We start from the raw sequence: 20040 nt of genomic DNA on the forward strand, positions 1-20040 counted from the left end.
CGGCTAGTCCTTTTCCCAACCTTCCGCCAATCCCGCGCAGCAGCAGCAACACATGCGCCGCGATGCCGAGCCCGCTAATCAGGGCTAGTAATCCAAGCGTACCGGACTGCCAACCGCCCGCCCACTGCAGCGTGATATACAAGGTGGCTGTGCTGCACACATGCGCCGCAAGCGATCCCCAAAGCGAATGCGAACCGGCGCGAACGGCGCCGTATACGATCGCGCCCAGACCCGCAAATGCGCCAACTGTCACATTCATAAATACCGCGCCGAACAATGCGGCCTGGAGAAGAACTGTCCACAGAATCGAAAGACGTTGACTGAGCGTATGGAACAGCATCCCCCTGAACAGCCATTCCTCCAACAAAGACCCCAGCAGCAGACTTCCAAGCACAAAAATGATCAGGCTGCCCCCAGCAACAAAAGCAACCAGATCCGAAATGGCTGGGAAGTTCGTTTTTATCCACGGAAGACGGGTAAACGAGGCAATAAACAAGCCCAGCCAGACGCCCGTCCCTGCGGATAGCAGCAGTGATCCGCCGCGCACAGGAACAAAACCCAAATCCTTCAGCGAAATTTTTTGCCAGCGCAGCAGAGGAAAATAGATTGCAAGCACGATGATATTGGATGCAATCATCACAATACCGGAATTTCCCGCTATCCAATCGTTCAGAACGGGATCGCCGATCCAGTTGTAGAGTGCTTGATTGACAAGCATCACAATCCCCGCATAAATAACCAAATATAAGACGGTATTTCCCGCTATTCGCAGCCCCTTCACGGCGTCGTCACCACCTTGGAGGACGGCGGCACGGAGACCGAAGAGCGATGCTTGACCGCAAGGAATATGCCAACCGCTATCATGGCGACCGCCACAGCCATTACGACAGACATAATGGTAACGTCCGTCGTCTCCGGCCCGTAATGCCAAAGCAGATACTGGCTGCCCTGACAGGCGACTTGCGCGGCAATCGGGGCCCAAATGGATTTAAACCAGACATACAAGAGTGCAAAAATAACCGCGCCAAGAAAACCGTACAGCGACAGCGGAATGTCTCCAAGAAAGAACAATGCCCCATACAACACGCCCTGGATCACTATTGCGATCCAAACGGGGAGCACGCGTCTGAACGAATTCATCAGTATGCCTCTGAACAATGTCTCCTTGTAAATATTTCCGAGAATCAGAAAAACCAGAAATACATACCATTCCGCGCGGTTCAGGTAATCAAATAATTCGTGGAATTTGTACTTATCCGATGCAATGGCGGGAAGCCGGGAGAAAGCGACCGTAAACAGACCGGCTCCAAGCCCAATCCATAAAGCGATAGCCACCGATTTGCCGCCCATCACGCGGAACTTAGCCGCCTTAAACAGATTTTCTTTGAAAATAAACCTCCAGGCCAACAGCATTAGCGGCAAACCCACTATATCGTTCAAAATAATGACAGTTACCGTGTTCTGCTCAAACCAGGTGCTTCTGGGGTAAACGTAATCGAAAAATAATTTCTGTGCAGTAAGAAACCATGCAAAATACAAACCGATAACAACGGCCACGCGAGCCAGCATCATTCCCCATGCCTTCATGCGATCATACCCCCTTGTGTGCTGCGGGCGACCCGTCAGCCAACAGCGCTTGACTGGCGCGTGCACCGATGCCGCCATTACCGGAGGTCCGCCATACATAAACGGAACCTCCAATTAACGCAGCCAGACAAAGCGCTGTAATGACATACAGTGAACCATCGCCCAGTTTGTCAAACCATTCGTAGAACCCGATGTATTTAAAAAGAAAGATGGTGCCCATGGCTGTATTCTGTACAAGGATAGGCGCCCACAGTGACCCGGTGCGCAAATACAGCGCCCCGTAAATCAGGCCCGAACCGATGCTGATGACCGAAAGCGCCGCACTCGGCTGGAAGTAGGCGTATGCCCCGGCTTGCAGCACCAAGGCCGCATATACCGGCATAACCCTGCGAAGCTCGCTGAAAATGAGTCCCCTGAACAATATTTCTTCAAATGCCGGCCCGATCAAACCAGCGCCCAGAATAACGTACCAAATCGAATCCCCCTTGATCAGATCGTCTACAAGTGCGGGAATGGATGGAAACTGCCGCGCAATATCATCAATGACGATAAGGCCGATGCTGAACAAACTCCCGGCTAGACCCAGACCAATCATGAGCAGGACGCGCGAGGTGCTCAGCCGTCTGAAGCCCGATGTCCGGAAGAGACTTTTTTCCGCATGGGGCCAGATCCATCCTTTGATGCGAAAGATGAGCATGTACACAAGCGTAATCAGCGTGAACAGAACAACCATAAACATGGCTGGGTTGCGATCCAGAAACTTGGCGAAGGAAAGCGTCGCTTCGTAATTGTAAGTAGAGCGAAGCAGGTAGAGCAGCGCGTAAAAGACCCCGAGATAAAGCGCGATATTTCCTATCATGGTCAACACTCTTTTCACAGAAAAGCTCCTTTCTTCCTTCTGTCAGATGTATTCCCAGGGTTAGGCGCAGCCCCGCTTGGCCCGAACTAAGCCCCCGTGTCGGCCTTTTCGGCGGCGGCACGATACTGCTCGACCACCCTCTGCATCAGCTCCAGGTAGGCTGAAGCCCAATTCAGCACCGCCTCCTTGTCGAGGCGCCGGGCATTGTACGTCCATCCCCCGCGAAGCTCTGTCCCTTCCGCTTCGCTTAGTGCGGCAGCGCCATCCACATACAGCACAATATCAAACCGTTCCAATAGCATTTCACGATCCTTAAATCCATGCTGTGCTGCTCCTGCAAACAGCGGGAACAAGGTAAATCCGGCTTCGGTTTGCGGCTGCTTTTTGATTTGACGCACGGTATAACATTCTCCTGTGCTCACCCGTTTGGCCGCATGCCGCAGCAGTGTATCGAAATCACGTACCTCCGTAAAGTCGATTTGCTTAGGGGCAATCAGCCCATTGTCCGTTATTACCGGAAGCACAAGCTGGTTCATACCGGACTCGCTGCGCCAGAAGATTAGATATACAGCATACGCCGCGGCTTCAATTGTCACCGAGCAGGATGCCGCAAGTTCCGCAAGCCCTTCGGCAACCGCCCTGTCCAGTTCGAATTGAACGAAACCAATGCGCTCCGCGGCATAGCCCTTACTGACGCAGTCGTCCGCCACCGGCAGACCGCGCCAGCTCCAGCTCGCAAGCTCGCGATTTCTCGACTCCAGATAAGCCGCCAGCGATGCGATCGTCGGATAAGTGAACAAATCCGTGACGCCAAGAGCGCCGGGATACAACTCCTCCAGCCGTTGATGCACCCGCACCAGCAGCAGCGATTCTCCCCCAACATCAAAGAAACGATGATGGACGCCGAAGTCGTTCCTTTGCAGAATTTCGCGCCATACGGCGGCAATCGCAAGTTCCGTACTGCTGGCCGCTTCGACAAATGGAGTGCCGGTATCCGCAGCCAGCTCCGGCTTCGGCAGCACCTTCCGGTCAATTTTTCCGTTTGGAGACAGGGGCATGGCTGGCAGCTCCACCACGACCAGCGGAACCATATAATCTGGCAGGCGGAGCGCTGCATAATCCCGCAATTCCTGATGATCCGCAGGTCCGGAGCAAACGATGTACGCGCATAAATATTCGCTTCCGCTTGCTGCGTCCCGCTTCATGACCACGGCTTCCGAAACCGCCGGATGACCGAGCAGCACATGCTCGATTTCCCCACATTCGATGCGCTGGCCCCTTATTTTTACCTGATGGTCGATGCGGCCCAAATATTCGATCGTTCCGTCAGGCAGCCATCTGGCAAGGTCTCCTGTCCGATACATCCGACTGCCCTCCGCAAACGGATTAGCAACGAACTTTTCCTCCGTCAAATCCGGCCGGCCGATATACCCCCGAGCCAAGCCAACACCGGAGATGCATAGTTCCCCCGCAATGCCAACAGGCTGGAGCTTCATCACTTCGTTCACGATATAAAGTGAGGTATTATCGATCGGCCTGCCAATCGGCACATTGACCGAAGTATCGTTGATCGGAAAATCATCGTCGGAGCAATCGTAATAGGAAACGTCAACCGTCGCCTCGGTCGGGCCGTACAAGTTCACTAACCTGGCATCGAATGGAACTCCAATCCGCTCGCGGAACCGCCGCACTTGATCCGCAGTCAGCGCTTCACCGCTGGCGAACACATGCCTCAGACTCTCCAGCCTGGCTGCGCCGCGCTGCAAGCCGGGATGCTCCAGGAACAGGTGTAGCATCGACGGCACAAAATGCATCGTCGTTACGCCATGCCGGGCGATCGTATCCATCATAAGCGCGGGGTCCTTCTCGCCGCCCGGAGGCAGCAGCACAAGCTTGGCTCCCGCAAAGCTCCACCAGATCAGCTCCCAGACCGATACGTCGAAGGTAATCGGCGTTTTCTGCATAATGACTCCGTTTGCGTCCAGTCCGTACCGCTTCTGCATCCAGCCGATCCGGTTGACGACAGAATGATGCTCAATCATGACGCCTTTCGGCTGGCCGGTCGATCCCGAAGTATACAGCACATAAGCAAGCGAATGTGAATCATGCAGTTTCTTCACAGGAAAGTCATCCTGCTCCAGTGCCAACATCTCTTCAACATCCATAAATGGAAGGAACGTCTCCAGCTCTTCCGGAGCCTTGCCCTTCGTCAAGGCAAGCTTGGCTTCGGAATTGTCCAGCATGTAGCGGATTCGTTCCGGCGGTAAGCCTGGCGTAACAGGTACATAAGCTCCGCCTGCCTTCAGCACGCCAAAGATTGCAATCATCATCTCCAGGCTGCGATCCATCACGACGGCTACGCGCTCCTCGCGCTTGATGCCTTGCTTTCTGAGCGCCTGCGCCAGCCGGTTCGATCTCCGGTTCAATTCCGCATACGTCATTGCTTCGTCCTCCGACACAACCGCAACGGCCTGCGGCGTTTCCACCGCTTGTCTTTCGAGGTAAACCTCTACCGTATCACCGCTTGCATATGGCACAGTCGTGCGATTGAACGCTTCGCTCTGCTCCTGCGCCTCCGAGTCGTCCAGCAGCCCGATCCCTCCGAGCGGCCGCTCCGGCTCGGCCAGTGCAAGGCTGATAATGCGGAAATACCATTTTGCCATTCTGCTTATGCTGTCTTCTTTAAACAGTGCCGTCGCATATTCGATCGTCAAAGCTGCGCCCTTGGCCCCCTGATCCGCAATCTCAAACGTCAAGTCCAGCTTCGATACGCGATTGTCCGGCACTTGCACCTCGAATTGCAGCGCGTCCGCCGCTGCTAATCCAGCCTCCATATGCTGCATGACAAACAACGTATCAAACAGCGGATTGCGGCTCAGGTCGCGCGGCACATCCAGCAGCGTCACCATATGCTCAAATGGGAGCAAGCCATTGTCCAGCGCGGCAAGCGCAGCTTCTTTGATCTGCTGGGCGAACGCTCTGAACGAGAGTTCGCTGGATGGCTGGCTGCGGATTGGCAGCGTATTGACAAACATACCAACCAGGGACTCGGTTGCGGGGTGGAAGCGGCCGGCGATAGGCGTGCCGACAATCAGATCGTTTTGCCCGGTCATCAGATGCAATAACGTATGGTAGGCGGCAAGCCAAATATGGAATGGCGTAACGCCCCATTGCTCCGCGGCCGCTGCGGTCCCTTGGGCAAGCTCCGCCGGAATCGGCAGAGTAAGCTTGGCGCCTTCAAAGCTTTGCTCTGGCGGACGCGGATAATCGGTCGGCAGCTGCAGCACAGGAAGCGTACCTGCTAGCTGGAATGCCCAGTATTGCTCTTGCTGCTCTCTCGCCTCCGACGCCATCCACTCCTGCTGCCAAACGGCGGCATCCTTATAGTGAATTTGCAGCGGCTGCAAGAAGCCGCCCCGATACAGCTGCTCGAAATCGCGTGCCAGCACATTCATGGACACGCCGTCGGCGACGATGTGGTGAATGTCCAGCAGGAGTGTATGCCTGCTTTCACCGTCCGTTGCGAGAAACGCCCGGATTAACGGGGCCTGTCGCAAATCAAATGGACGGACGACAGCGCGAGCAAATGTATTCAAGTCCGCTGCATCCATCAAGGGATGCACGGCGAGTTCAAACGAAACCCGCTTATGGACACGCTGCACCGGCTTGCCGTCTGCCCAGTCAAAGCTGGTGCGCAGCGGTTCATGGCGGTCAATCAGCCCTTGAATCGCCTCGCCAAGCCTGATCTGATCAAGCTTGCCGGTCAAGTTCAGCGCTAGCGGAAGATTGTAGGCTGTGCTGCCCGGATAAAGCTGCTGCAGCACAAACAGTCTGTTCTGTGCGAGCGACAATGGATAGAACAGCCGACTTTCCGCCGGGGAAATAATTGCGGCCCGCTTGGTGGAGGACGCATTGTCGATACGGACCGCCATTTCCCGCAGCAGAGGGCTGCCAAACACGTCCTTCATCGCAAAAGCCATTCCATAATGCTGCTCGATCAAGCCTGCAAGCTGCGCGGCCCGCAAGGAATGACCGCCCAATTGGAAGAAATGGGCTTCTCTCCCGATCTCCGCCGGGTTGTCCGGCCCGCTTGCAGCCAGACCGAGCACCTCTCGCCATAACTCGACCAGCCGCTGCTCCGTAGGCGTAGCCGGTGCTTCGCCACAAGCCGCCAGTTCAGCGAACCGGGGCTGTGGCAGGCGGCTGCGGTCAGCTTTGCCGCTCGGGCTCAGCGGGAGCGCCTCCATCGCAACAAAATGCGCAGGAATCATATACTCCGGCAGCAATTCCTTAAGTGCGGCCCGAAGGCTCGCTTCCTTCGGCGCATCCCCGTTCGCTGTCACAAGATATGCGCAAAGAGCCGCTTCTCCCGCAGGGTTCGTCACCGTCGTCACCACGGCATCGCGGACTTCTGATTGCAAAAGCAACGCATGCTCGATCTCGCCGCATTCGATGCGAAGACCACGCAGCTTGACCTGGTGGTCAAAGCGTCCCAAATATTCAATATTGCCGTCCGGCATCCACCTTGCAAGGTCCCCGGTACGGTACAGCTTCTCTCCCTGGGCAAACGGATTCGGAACAAAGCTTTGCTCCGTCAAATCCGGCCTGCTGTGATATCCGCGGGCAAGACCAATACCCGCAATGCACAGCTCACCGGCTACACCGATCGGCTGGGGTCTCATTTGCTCGTCCACAATGTAGAGCCGGATGTTATGGATTGGCTTGCCGATCGGAATCGTGCCTGTCTCAGCAGCCGGGCAATCGTAATAGCTGACATCGACCGTTGCTTCCGTCGGGCCGTAAAGGTTGATGAGCCGGCACCTGCCACCGTCGCGCTCCATCAGGCTGTAAAAACCTGCGACATGCGCGGGCTTGAGCGCCTCGCCGCTCGCAAATACGTATCGCAGGGAATAAAGCTCGCCGCTTCTGCCGCTGTCCGCCGCATAGGGCACAAAGATGCCCAGCATAGAAGGCACAAAATGCATAACTGTAATCCCTTGCTCCTCTATCGTGCGCAGCATGATGGACGGTTCCTTCTCCCCGCCAGGCTCCAGCAAATAAAGCGAAGCGCCAGCCAAGCTCCACCAGAACAGCTCCCACACAGAGACGTCAAACGTAATCGGCGTTTTTTGTAAAATAACATCCCGTTCATTCAGCGGATAAGCCGTCTGCATCCAGTTCAGCCGGTTGATCACCGCGCGGTGTTCAACCATTACGCCTTTCGGTTTGCCGGTGGAGCCTGACGTGTAAATGACGTATGCCAAATGCTCAGGGCCTGCCTGAGTTGACAGGTCTGTGTCTTCTTCGACTTTCGGCTGTTCCAATGCGGCCGCAGCTGCCGCAAGCGCGTCCAGATCGAGCGTTTCTCCCTGGAAGGCCGGAAGTGTATTCATCCACTTGGCCCCCGTCAGGAGCAGCCTGGCTCCGCTATCCTCCAGAATGGCGCGGATTCGCTCAGGCGGATGCTCCGGGTCGATCGGCAAATAGGCCCCTCCCGCCTTGAGCACCGCCATGATCGCAATCATCATGGATAACGAGCGCTGAGCGGCAATCGGCACTATTGTTTCGACCGCAACCCCCTTACCTCTTAGCACGGCAGCCACACGTTCGGCGCGATCATTCAGCTCTCCGTACGTCAGCGAGCCTTCGGCTGACCGAACCGCCGTCTTATCCGGCCACCGCCGGGCCGACTCGGCAAACCATCCATGAATCGTCTTCTCCGCAGGGTAGGGATATACCGTATCATTCCATGCTTCAATGGCGGCTACTTCGACAGGCGTTGTCATGGCGACATCGCCACAGATCAGACCTGGGCTGGCAGCCGTTTGTTCCAAAATGTAAAGCAGCCGTGCCCCGAGCCGCTCCATCGTCCCTTTATGGAACAATCCCGTATTATACTCCAGCTCCGCCCGCAGACCGCCTTCGCCATCGCTATACAGATCGAGCTTGAAGTCCAGCTTGGATGTTCCGTGGCTGAAGGGCAAGAGCTCCATGCTCCAACCGTCGCCGCGCACTGCCAGCTTCTCGTCTTCAAACTGGTTGTGAACGATCAGCATCGTATCAAACAGCGGGTTGCGAGACGGATCATGCGGATATCCGGCCTCTTCCATCATGTGTTCGAAGCTGACATCGCCATGCTCGTACGCGGCAAGCAAACGCTCATGGGTCTCACCGACAAACGTCAGAAACGGCAGCTCGTCCGCTACCCGCATCCGAATCGGCAGAAACTGGTTGAACATCCCGATCATCCGGGCCGTGTCCGGATGTGTCCGGCCTGCCGCCAAAGAACCGATGGCAAATTCCGACTGATGCGTAGTTCCTTTAAGCAGCAGCGCGTAAGCCGCAAAAAGCAGGCTGTTCATACTTGCTCCAGCGCTTGCGGCCGTCTCTTTCAGCCGTGCCGTAAGCGGCGCCGGAATGTGGAAGATATGCGTATCGCCCGCAAAAGTCTGACGGTCGCCGCGCGGCCGATCCAGCGGCATATCAAGCGGCGTCGGCGGTTCTGCAAACAGCTCTTTCCAAAACGCCCGGCTTGCCAAGGCCTGCTCCGAGCCAGACTGCCGCTCCTGCCAAACAGCATAATCCTTGTAATGCAGTGCCAGAGGCTCAAGTTCCGCGCCGTCGATCAAAGCGGTCAGCTCCTCCAGCAGCAGCTTGATGGATATGCCGTCCGCCGCGATGTGATGGATGCCCAGCAGCAGATAGGCCTCTGCTCCCTGCGGCTCGGGCCGACAGTAACATGCGGCAAGCAGTGGCGCTGCGGCAAGCTCAAGTGGCCGGAAAAACCTGGATATACATTCCTGCAGCGGCGTCTCTGTAAGCTCCGCTGTTTGCAGAACAAAGGCGGCCGAATCGTGCACGATCTGGGCCGGAACACCGCCGATCCAATGATAGGAGGTCCGCAGCGGCTCATGCCGTTCGATCAACTTCCGAAGCGCTGACCCGATTTGGGCCTCATCCACCACACCTGAGAGTTTAAGCGTAAGCGGAATATGGTAGGTTAGTCCGATGTCAGCCAATCCTTCCGCCAAAAACATGCGCCGCTGCGGCGGGCTGAGCGGATAGAATGCGGCTTTGGGAGCCTCTGCAACAGGTTCGTAAGCTTCCTTCGCAGCCCTGTCGATCCAGGCCGCCTGCTCTCTGACGGTCGGCAGCTTGAAAATTTCCTGAAGCGGCATGCGTACCCGGCAAATTTTGTAGATTCCCGAGGTCAATGCCGCCGCCTTCAGAGAATGTCCGCCATGTTCGAAGAAGTGGTCAAGCACGCCAACTTGCTCTGCATGAAGCACATCTTGCCACAACCCTGCGATAAGGATCTCCGTATCTGTGGCTGGTGCTTCATATTGAATCGTACGCTCTGGGGCAGGCAGACGTTTTTTGTCCACCTTGCCGTTTGCGTTCAGCGGCAGCTTCGTGAGCTGCGCAATCGCGGCGGGAATCATAAATGCCGGCAGCTTGCCTGTCAGTTGGCTCCGAACGCTGGCATGTGTATCGGTATGCTCCCCAACGATATAAGCGCATAGATAAGGCGCGCCGTCATTCTCGATCAGCGCCACATACGCTTCCTTAACGCCCGCACAATCCAGCAGCCTGCTTTCGATTTCGCCCAATTCAATCCGGTAACCCCGCAGCTTGACCTGGCCGTCGAGTCGGTCCAGAAACTCCAAATTTCCGTCAGGCAAGCGGCGCACCAAGTCGCCCGTTCTGTACACGGTTTCGCCTTCCCGGAACGGATGCGGCCGGAACTTCGAAGCGGTCTGCTCCGGCAAATTCACATAGCCGGATGCGACACCATCGCCCGCAATCCACATCTCGCCAGGAACCCAATCCGGCTGCAATCGGCCCTGATCATTCAGCACCAGGGTTTCCGAACACGCGATTGGAGCGCCGATCGGCACGGTGGCCGTTCCTTGTCCATCCCATGTCTCAGTGACCCTATAACAGGTAGCGAATACCGTTGTTTCCGTAGGGCCGTAGACATGCAGCAGCACGCCCGGTCCAAGCGCGCGGAGCGCTTTGCGAATGTGCGGTACAGAAGCCCGCTCTCCACCAAATAAAATATGGCGCAAGCCGCGAAGCGACTCCAATCCATGATCCACCAGCGTATTAAACAGCGCCGTTGTCACAAAGAAAACGGTAATGCCTCTATCCTCGATCAGCTCGGTCAGCCGCACAACGTCGGCAACCTCTTCCTCACCGACCAGCGTCAGCTTCGCGCCGTTCAGCAGCGCTCCGTACAAATCGAACGTCGAGCCGTCAAAGGCATAGTTGGAAAGCTGCAGCAGCGCGTCATTTTCCGAAATGCTGACATAATCGGTATGGACTGCAATCCGGGACACATTGCGATGCGAGGTCATAATCCCTTTCGGCTTGCCCGTCGAGCCGGATGTATACATGATATAAGCGAGATCGTCCGCCGAGCCGTTGATGCCCAAATCATGGTCAGGCTCGCCGGCCCATCTCGTATCGAGTTCGTCTATATTGACAACATCTATATGGACGAAATCTAATCCGCCTCCGGCAAGCCGGGCGCTCATCTCCATCGTCGCAGCCGCAGCCACGATCGTCTTTGCTTCTGTATCCTGCAGCATAAACAAGATCCGCTCTTCGGGATACTGCGGGTCGATCGGCACATAGACCGCTCCCGCTTTCAGCACAGCTAATATCGCCGCAATCATGTCGGGCGAGCGCCGCAGCAGCAGCGCCACCTTCGCCCCCGGCGCGACACCGCGCCGTGCAAGCACGCGCGCGAACCGGTTGGCACGTTCGTTCAGCTCGCTGTAGGTATACGCCCGCTTGCCCATTTCAACGGCAATCTTCTGCGGTGTCTTCACCACTTGCCGTTCAAACAGCCTGTGCAGCGACAGCTTCTGCGGCGGGGCGGCGAATGAACGGCCAACCCGGAGCAGCCGTTCCCGCTCTTCAGCATCAACGGGATCAAGCTCGCCAAGCACCGCATGGGGCTTCCCGGCAACTGTCTTGGCCAGCGCTATATAATGGCGGGCCAGTTGAGCGGCGGCCCGCTCATCGTACAAATCCAGTGCATACTCCAGTGCAAATGCGATGCTAACCCCGTTATCCACACACTCCCAAGTCAGGTCGAACTTGGCCGAACCGCTGTCCATCGCTTGGGGGGTATAAACAACCTCTTTGTTCCTCCATTCGGGCAGCTCCATATTTTGCAGCGTAAACACCGTATCGAACAGCGGATTCCGCCCGTTTTCCCGTTTCACATTCGCCAGCTCGGCTATTTCCTCATAAGGCACATCCCCGCTGCCAATAGCCGCCAGCGTCTCTCCATTGACCATCTTCAGCCAATCATCGAAGCGCAAACTGCTTTGCCCGCGCAGGCGGATCGGAATCATGTTCACGAACATTCCGACTACATTTTGCAGTTCCGGCCGCACCCGCCTAGCTGCTGCCGTGCCGACAATGATGTCGGAATCGCCCGTATATTTCGCAAGCAGCATATAATAAATCGAGAGCAGAACGGTGTATAGGGTTACGCCCTCGCGTCTAGCCAATGCCCGCAGCGATCCGGCAAGCTCCGGCTCCAGCTCGAAGCGCTCAATTGCCCCCCGATAGCTTGGCGTCTGAGGTCTTGGACGGATAGACGGAAGCACCGAAGACGGCACGTCATCCCGAAAGATTTCCCGCCAATACAGCTTCTGGCGCTCCAGCCAGCCACCGTTGCTTCGGCCCAACTCCTCCCACAGTGCTATATCCCCGCCATGAATGGGCAACGGCTCCAGCGCGTACCCCTCATAAAGCCTCGTAAGATCAGACATCAAAATGCCCATCGACGTTCCGTCCGTAATGATATGATGCATATCCAGCAGCAGCACGCTTGACTCGCGCCCCAGCTGCACAAGCTCCATACGCAGCAGCGGCGCTTGCTCCAGCCGAAACGGCTGCAAGAACCTGCGCTGCCGCAGCGCCAGCTCTTCCGCCAGCCAGCCGCTTCCGTCAACGACGGCAAGCGGCGGCTCGACTGCACGCTCGATGCGCTGCATCACATGGCCATCTTCCATATAAAAGGACGTCCGCAGCGCAGGATGCCTCTCTATCAACGCCCGCCATGCCGCCCGGAATCGTTCAATATCGAGCGGGCCCTTCACCTGGACCGCAAATGGCAGATGGTAGTTTAGCAGCCCCGGATTCAGCTGTTCCAAAATGAACAGCCGCTTTTGCGCCGAGGTCGCCGGATAAAGTGTCTGCTCCTCTGCTTTGGCTACTGGTGGGGGTACGGCGGCGTCAGTTCCATCGTCCTTATGCGCCTTTTGCTCCAGCAAAGCGGCCAGCGAACTGACCGTATCATGCAAGAACAGCTCGGTAAGCGTAAGCCGGGTGCCAAACGCCTCTTGCAGTCTGGCGGCAGCATAAGCCGCCTTGAGCGAATTGCCTCCTTGCTCAAGAAATCCGTCCTTCCGGCCTATGTGATCCTTTTTCAACACCTCGCGCCAGATGGACATAATCCGCTGCTCCGTCACCGTTGCCGGCTCCAAGCCGACATCCACGTTCAAGGCATCGCCGCTTTCCACAGCACGCTGCTCCAAAGTGGCTGCCGTTTCAAGTTCCGTCAGCTCGGCAAGCGCTTCAACAAACTCGCCTTCGCGCAGCGCATCCGCCAATACGTAGCGCTGAATTTTGCCCGAGGTTGTCTTCGGAATTCGCCGAACAGGCACAACATAAGCAATGTCCAGACCGGCCGATCTATTCAGCAGCTTTTTCACCTCGGCCATCAGCGGTACAAATCCGCCGATCTTGCCGCGATGCTGAATAAAAACGGCAATCGCATCCCGTTTAGTCGTCTCATCCTGAACAGCGGCAATCGCCGTTTTCCCGATTTCAGCCCCTTTCAGGCTGCTGATTAATGCCTCCAGGTCATGCGGATACACATTTTGCCCATTGACGAAAATAACGTCCTTCATTCGGCCAGTCACATATAAACGCCCTTCCAGCAAGAAACCCAAATCTCCCGTATTCAGCCAGCCGTCCGGGGAAATCGTCACCTTGTTTACATCAGACCGGTTATAGTAGCCGCTTGTAACATTGCGGCCTCTAATATGAATCAAGCCGATGCTGCCTGCTGCCGAAGGAGTCCCCGCTTCGTCACAAATGCGCACCTCGCACTCTTGTACAGGGAAACCCAGCTCGACGATCTCGATTGCAGTTGGATCCCCGTGCGCAACCAGTCGTACAGGCTGTCCGACAGCGAGCGACCTACGCTCAAGCAGCGCGGTATTCAGGTGATCTTCCGTCCCTGGGAACGTCACGGCCAGACTTGCTTCCGCAAGCCCGTATACCGGGAAAATGCAATTGCCTTTTAACCCGTACGGCTTCATCGCCTCCAGAAAATCACGGCAATGGACGGCCGATATCGGTTCGGCCCCGTTGAAGATCAGCCTGACACAGGACAAATCCCAATCCTCCGCTCCCTCCGGCTTCCAATGCTGTAGAAAATGCACATAACCGAAATTCGGTGAAGAGAGACAGGTCACCCGATGTTTATGTGTTAATTCCAGCCATTTCATCGGATGAAGCACAAACGTCGAGGTCGGCAGGTGCAGCTGATTCATTCCGCAAAACAGCGGTGAAAGATGAAAGCCAATGAGCCCCATATCATGCGTCAGCGGCAGCCAGCTAAGCGAAGAGTCCTGCTCCGTTGACTGAGCCCCATGAATTATGGCGTGCATATTCGATAGAAGATTGCCGTGCGTCAGCACGACCCCCTTCGGGTCTCCGGTAGAGCCTGACGTAAACTGAATAAATGCGGTGTCCGTCTCGGCTGCGTCATAAGGCTCAGCCTCGGGCCGGCCAGCATCCGCTGTCGCTGCAAGTATCTCCGCAATCCGTAGGCTGCTGGACTCGAGCTGAGCCAGCACCTCCTCCTCCCCGTGTTTCAAAGCGTAGCTTTGAATTCCCGGCCAAAGCTCTTCATCGCAGAGCAATGTTGGCGCTTCCAATTGCTTGCATACCTGGATCAGCTTTTTGCGCCCTTCGTCCGTACGCGCCGCCGTCACAGGTACGGGAACAATGCCGCCAAGTACGCAAGCCCAGAACAGAAGGATAAACCGTTCGTTATCCTCCGTCTGCATGACGGCAAAGTCGCCTTGTCCAAGGCCACGCTCGTGCAGCAGATGGAGCGCCCTTCCGGCCCGTACAAGTAATTGGCCGTACGACAAATAGCGCTCCAGATTGCTTTCGCAGAATAAGATTCCCGCATCGCTTTCCTTACGTGCCAGCAATACACCGGACAAATTACGGATGGTTCTCATCGTCGGCAGCCCTCCGTTCTGTGTTTTATCACACCGTTGTGGAATGCAGTTCTTGATAATCCTCCGTTACGATACGATTATGCTCGTCCACAATGACGACATGCGGACGATACGTGCGGGCTAATGATTCTTCCATCATGGCGTAAGAAATAATAATGACGCGGTCGCCCGGCTGCACCATTCTGGCAGCGGCACCGTTCAAGCAAACCACACCCGAGCCTCTAGGGCCCGTTATGACATACGTCTCCAGTCTGGCTCCGTTATTTATATTGACCACTTGCACTTTCTCGTTCTCCAGGATATCCGATGCATCCAAAATATCCTGATCAATGGTTATGCTTCCTACGTAATTCAAATTGGCCTCTGTCACGACAGCACGGTGAATTTTGGACTTATGCATCTCTCTAAACATGAATTCACTCTCCTTGTGGAGTAGTCTTTGGAAAAATAAAAACTTAAAGCAAACAAACCTGCATTGTTTCTGTGCCAACAAAATAAAACAAGCTGAAGCAATTAAGCGGCTTAACAAATGAAACTCTGCAAACAAATTCGGGTGGCTGTTCGTACGGAATAAGCAAGTTCATGTTTATGTGTGGGATCATGCTGAATGGGTTATTTCATGCGATTGTGAGGGGGGCATGTTGACGGGCAAACTCATGCTTGTTGTGTGGAATCTTGCTGGTTGGGCAAGCTCATGCTAATGAATGAGGTCGTGCTAATTAGGCAGGCTTAAGCAATCGTGCGGGTTGAGTTGATCAACACTCCTACAGTAGAAACAAAAAAATGAGGCTTGTACAAGGCTTGTACATCGCAGCAGCCTTACAGACGGTTCAGCGCTGCCTAGGGGAAAATTCACGCCGTGTAATCGGGTGTAGCGGTAATGAGTTAAAGTGATGGAGTAAAACGAATAATCTCTTATTAACAGGAAACTCTTTGCAACTTATTCTTATAGTAGAGCTAAACTTTCATTTATGATAGGGGGATAATTTTACAATAAAGGGGTAAATTCCTCTATTTTCTAGCAGCTTTACCAGAGATTAAGAGCCTTATGCAAAAAAACATTTCCACTCTTGCTTGAAAACACCAGCTTAACAAACAGAACCAGATTAAAAATAGTAACTTTGTGACGAAGGGATTGTCGGCAATAATGGAGTGCTTTTTTACGGTCATGGCGGTTCAAATAGCTGAGCGTATAATATTTGCTTGCAATGCCAATGTCAATATAAGAGAGCTGTTTCGCTTTTTTACGAATGGAATCAGACTGGGCAACCAAATCCCGGATATGCTCACGAACCTTGATAGATTTGAAGCTAAGTCCTTCGATTTTTTTATAAATTTCCTCGTTGAGATGAATGGTGTCAGGATCCAGCTGCCAGCGGTCGCAGAAGAAGTAGAGGCTGTCGGGAGACTCCCGGTAGACGGAATGAGGTTTGGTTTGAAGTGCAACTCTGTATTTGTCGAAAAAGCGAAGCAGATAAGTCGTATCTTCCCCCAGATAAAAATGTTCGTTGATCAAGCCAACTTCGTCCAGCAGCTCCCGGCGGAATACCATCGTGTTCAGTTGAAAAAAATTCCGCGTATGCGACAAAAACGCCTCAAACAAACCTTTTTCGAATACAATTATTTCTCCGTCATTCCATGCTTCGAACGTCGTTCGCATCGAATTCAGCAAATTCCGCTCAACCTTATTGTCGAAGTTGTAGGAGGTCATATCCCCGTGGCATTCCACCCATAACGCAAAGCTGATATCCGCTTTTGTCAGTGCGTGTGTCCTCATGCTGTCGGTCAAATGGCACGGATACCATTCGTCATCGGAGTCAAGAAACGCCAGATATTCGCCATGCGCAGCCAGCATACCCGTGTTTCGCGCGCCCCCCGGTCCTTTTTCCCGTTCATTGCACATATAGCGTATTCGCGCATCTTTGCGCGTCCACTCTCGGATCACCTCTTCCGTCTGATCCGTGCTTCGGTCATCTACGACAATCAGCTCCCAGTTGGCATAAGACTGATGTTGGATGGACTCGATCGCGCCGGAAATGATCTGCGCCCGGTTATACGTTGGCATCACAATGCTTATCAGATGTTCCATTCGCTTCACTCCAATCATTACAAAATATATGCCTTAAATCATCGTCAGTGTAAATGCGTTAGCGGGAAGCCGTCAAGTGTCCTCCGCTTCATTTATGCACGCACAGGCAAGAAAGCTAGCCCTACTTTAATGGCTTCCTTCTTCACTTCTATCGACAGCTGACTTATATAGACAACGCAAAAACACCTCCGAGTGATTGTTATCTCCATATCTTACGACATGGCTTATTCCCTTGAAGGTGTTATGATTTGACTCACGTCAGATTTCAATTATGAAGTTGTGGGTGCTTTTTCACTTCCGGACAGTAACTTAAGCAGGTCCTCAGGAATGCCGAACTTTTGATTATCTATTAGCATCTGCCAATCCTTGCTGCTGTCAGTTTGATGCACAAGCTTGATTTCTTCCATTTCATGCTGAAGCTCTTCCATCTTCAAATCAAGCTCATAAGCGGTATCTGCCGCATTCTTCAAATCCTCCAGCAGCCGCTCAGGCACAGATTCGTTATATTTGTAAAAGATTTTATGCTCCAAGCTCGCCCAGAAGTCCATAGCGATCGTCCGAATTTGAATCTCCACATATACAGGTACTTCGCCATCCGACATAAATACAGGGATTTCGACGATCATATGCAGGCTCTTGTACCCATTAGGTTTGGGTTTTTTAATGTAGTCTTTAATTTCTATAACCTTAACATCCTTCTGGGCCTGAAGCATTTCACTAATCCGGTATATATCAGATATAAAAGAGCAGGTAACACGGATGCCCGCAATATCGCGGATGTTCTCTTTAATATCCTCCAAGGAGCCAATTCCTCCCCGTCGGTACAGCTTCTTCATAATGCTTTCTGGTGTTTTGAGCCGTGATTTAGTGTGCTCAATCGGATTGTAATCATGAAGCAGCCGGAACTCCTCCTGCAAAATTTTGATTTTGGTTTCTACTTCCTGCAGAGCGAATTTATACATCATCATAAATCGCTTCAGCTTCTTTTGCAGAAGCTTCATCATTTCTAGTGGATTGTTATCAATCATGTACATGGTCCGTCCTTCTCTTTCAAGTTGATCATTGGCACTAAGCCTCATTATATCTTAGGAGGAAACGGGTTTCCAGTTTACATGCTACTCCTAGTCAGCATCATTTTGGATAATTTTAGAAACGGGCCTGCGATAAGTGTAACAAATGACTCCCCTTACCCGTCCATCTTATAGACGAAGCGGCTGCCAGATGATTATCCAGCAGCCGCTTCGCTTTTATTAACGGTTTGTGTAGTTATGCTCCGCATCATATTCACTGGATAATTCTTTCAGTGACTTGATTTTTCCATGGGGATGCCTTTCCTGCTTTCGTGACTTCCAGGCAGCTTCTCTTCTGCTCTTCTGATCGGCCATTCAGGTATCCTCCTTAGAATGCGTTATATATACTACCATCCTAGCTTGTTACATCAGGCCGAAATTCATTCAATACTCGAACGAAGTTGTCACTGGTCAATTCATCATCTTGGGGTAACCACACTCTTGAATTGATCAAGTGTCATATCTCCTGTAATAAGGATACGGTGAAGAGCGAATCTGCCCTGCTCCGGCTTGGCGAATCCTCCCTCTACCGTAAGAGCGAGCAGGTAACCTGCTTTTTGAGCTGCTTGTAAAGTATGTTGGTCATAGAAGCCATATGGATATGCCAAGGCAATGGCTTGATGCCCCAGGTGCTTAAGAATCTCATCTTTCGAATTGCCTAGTTCCGTAAGCTTATCCTTTTCACTAAGCTTAGTAAGATCCGGATGGGTCACCGTATGGGATTGGGTATCCACTAAGCCTGAGGCTTCCATCTCGCGCAGCTGCTTCCAAGTAAGCCGGTCTGTTGTTCCAATACTGCCGGTTACCGCAAATATAGTTGCCCGCGTATGGGTTTGAAGCAGAATCGGATATGCAGCGGTATAGTTATCTTCATACCCGTCATCCAAGGTAATGATCACTGGCTTTGAGGGCAGTGGTCTCCCTCCGTTCCAGTACGCCAGCAGATCCTTGAGGTGTATGGGATGAAATCCATGGCTTTTCAAATAGGACAACTGTTCTTTGAACCGGGACGGAGCAATCTTGAGTGCATCATTCCCATCCTCCGATACCGAGTGGTAGAGCAGGATCGGTACAGAAAAGGAGGCTGATTGGGACTCCTGAGGTTTCAATATAGAAGCTTCCCTGCTGCCGAACAAGCACATTAAGCTAAGTAGGATCGGCATTAAACCATACGTGAGTATTTTCATGGGTTGGTCTCACCTGCTTAAATGAAGTGACACCTATTCTGTACATAGGATAGAAAAAATATTCATGACCGCCATGATAAGGAGAATTTGAAGATGTTTGAATTGACATGCGATACCTATTACAAAGTTAAACCGCTGCTAAGGGACGGATTCCCTCATCCAGAAATTCTCTCGATAATTGAAGGAAATAATCCAGGCTGGATATTTACCGATGATCCGGACAACCCGCAAAGCGCACTGGTCTGGAGTAAGGGGATGCAAGGCTTTTACTTAATTGGAGATCATATGAATCCTGGATTCATTCATACTTTGGACCGACAAATCTCACAAGTTATTTTTCCAAGAATGAGAGAGTACGGCCTTTCTCACTTTGAAGTATCTGGTCATCACGATAAATGGAACATGGAAATGATCTTTAACTCCAGAAACCTGTACAAATTCGAGCAAATGGTCTTTAAACTGTTCCGTCAGCCGCCTGAAGCAAGCATTAAACAGATTAGGACCATTAATCTAAGACGGGACCCATGGGAAAACTCTGATCTTCAGCATGTGGAATTAGTCAAAGAGAATATCAGGTTATTCTGGTCAACCCATTCCGACTTCACAGAGAAAGGATACGGTTTTGCGGCTTTAGAAGGTTCGACGGTGACAGGTGTGTGTTATTCAAGTTTTGTCACAGACCATACGCATGCTATAGGGATTGAAACCGTTCCCGAATTCCAGAACAAAGGCATCGGTACCCATTTAGCAGCTTATGTGGTCAAGGAATTACTTGAAAAGGGCATTACCCCCTACTGGGACTGTTCCCTTGACAACGAAGCATCCAAACGGCTGGCTATCCGGTTGGGGTTCGAGCAGGTTCACCAATACAAGTGCTTTGGCTTTGCCATCGATTAATTGAAATCGTACGGCCACCTGGGTGAAAGTGCTCAATGCTATCACCATCTGTAATCTAATTGAAATATAATGT

9 protein-coding genes and 1 pseudogene are annotated in these 20040 nt (G+C 53.1%); 1 reads left to right on the top strand and 9 read right to left on the bottom strand.

Annotation, left to right across the window (positions count from 1 at the left end; genetic code table 11):
- Nucleotides 1-211: 211 nt before the first annotated feature.
- From KJS63_RS26605 to KJS63_RS18055, 9 genes and pseudogenes are all read right to left on the bottom strand, one after another.
- Nucleotides 212-718, bottom strand: a pseudogene (locus KJS63_RS26605) (CPBP family glutamic-type intramembrane protease); the annotation flags it as partial.
- A 59-nt stretch (nt 719-777) separates the two neighbouring features.
- Nucleotides 778-1587 (bottom strand): CPBP family intramembrane glutamic endopeptidase, encoded by an 810-nt coding sequence (locus KJS63_RS18025; RefSeq protein ID WP_213620380.1) that lies wholly within the window; start codon nt 1585-1587, stop codon nt 778-780.
- Between the two features lie 4 nt (nt 1588-1591).
- A complete protein-coding gene (locus KJS63_RS18030; RefSeq protein ID WP_213620381.1) occupies nt 1592-2464 on the bottom strand; it encodes a CPBP family intramembrane glutamic endopeptidase in 873 nt (290 codons plus the stop codon).
- 68 nt (nt 2465-2532) lie between these two features.
- A complete protein-coding gene (locus tag KJS63_RS18035; RefSeq protein WP_213620382.1) occupies nt 2533-14724 on the bottom strand; it encodes a non-ribosomal peptide synthetase in 12192 nt (4063 codons plus the stop codon).
- 28 nt (nt 14725-14752) lie between these two features.
- Nucleotides 14753-15136 (bottom strand): aspartate 1-decarboxylase, encoded by a 384-nt coding sequence (gene panD / locus KJS63_RS18040; RefSeq protein WP_068618335.1) that lies wholly within the window; start codon nt 15134-15136, stop codon nt 14753-14755.
- 615 nt (nt 15137-15751) lie between these two features.
- Nucleotides 15752-16813 (bottom strand): glycosyltransferase family 2 protein, encoded by a 1062-nt coding sequence (locus KJS63_RS18045; RefSeq protein WP_213620383.1) that lies wholly within the window; start codon nt 16811-16813, stop codon nt 15752-15754.
- A 269-nt stretch (nt 16814-17082) separates the two neighbouring features.
- Nucleotides 17083-17847, bottom strand: a complete 765-nt coding sequence (locus KJS63_RS18050) for a GTP pyrophosphokinase (RefSeq protein ID WP_374706295.1) — start codon at nt 17845-17847, stop codon at nt 17083-17085.
- Between the two features lie 216 nt (nt 17848-18063).
- Nucleotides 18064-18198: a DUF6254 family protein gene (locus tag KJS63_RS26290; protein WP_222861242.1), complete on the bottom strand. Its 135-nt coding sequence runs from the start codon at nt 18196-18198 to the stop codon at nt 18064-18066.
- Nucleotides 18199-18302: 104 nt separating this feature from the next.
- Complete coding sequence (locus KJS63_RS18055) at nt 18303-19070, bottom strand: polysaccharide deacetylase family protein (protein ID WP_213620384.1); 768 nt, start codon at nt 19068-19070, stop codon at nt 18303-18305.
- 93 nt (nt 19071-19163) lie between these two features.
- Between KJS63_RS18055 and KJS63_RS18060 the strand changes: the two genes are divergently transcribed.
- A complete protein-coding gene (locus KJS63_RS18060; protein WP_213620385.1) occupies nt 19164-19967 on the top strand; it encodes a GNAT family N-acetyltransferase in 804 nt (267 codons plus the stop codon).
- Nucleotides 19968-20040 lie beyond the last annotated feature (73 nt).

Origin of the sequence: Paenibacillus sp. J22TS3 (assembly GCF_018403205.1) — a bacterium.
Taxonomy (GTDB): domain Bacteria; phylum Bacillota; class Bacilli; order Paenibacillales; family Paenibacillaceae; genus Fontibacillus; species Fontibacillus tuaregi.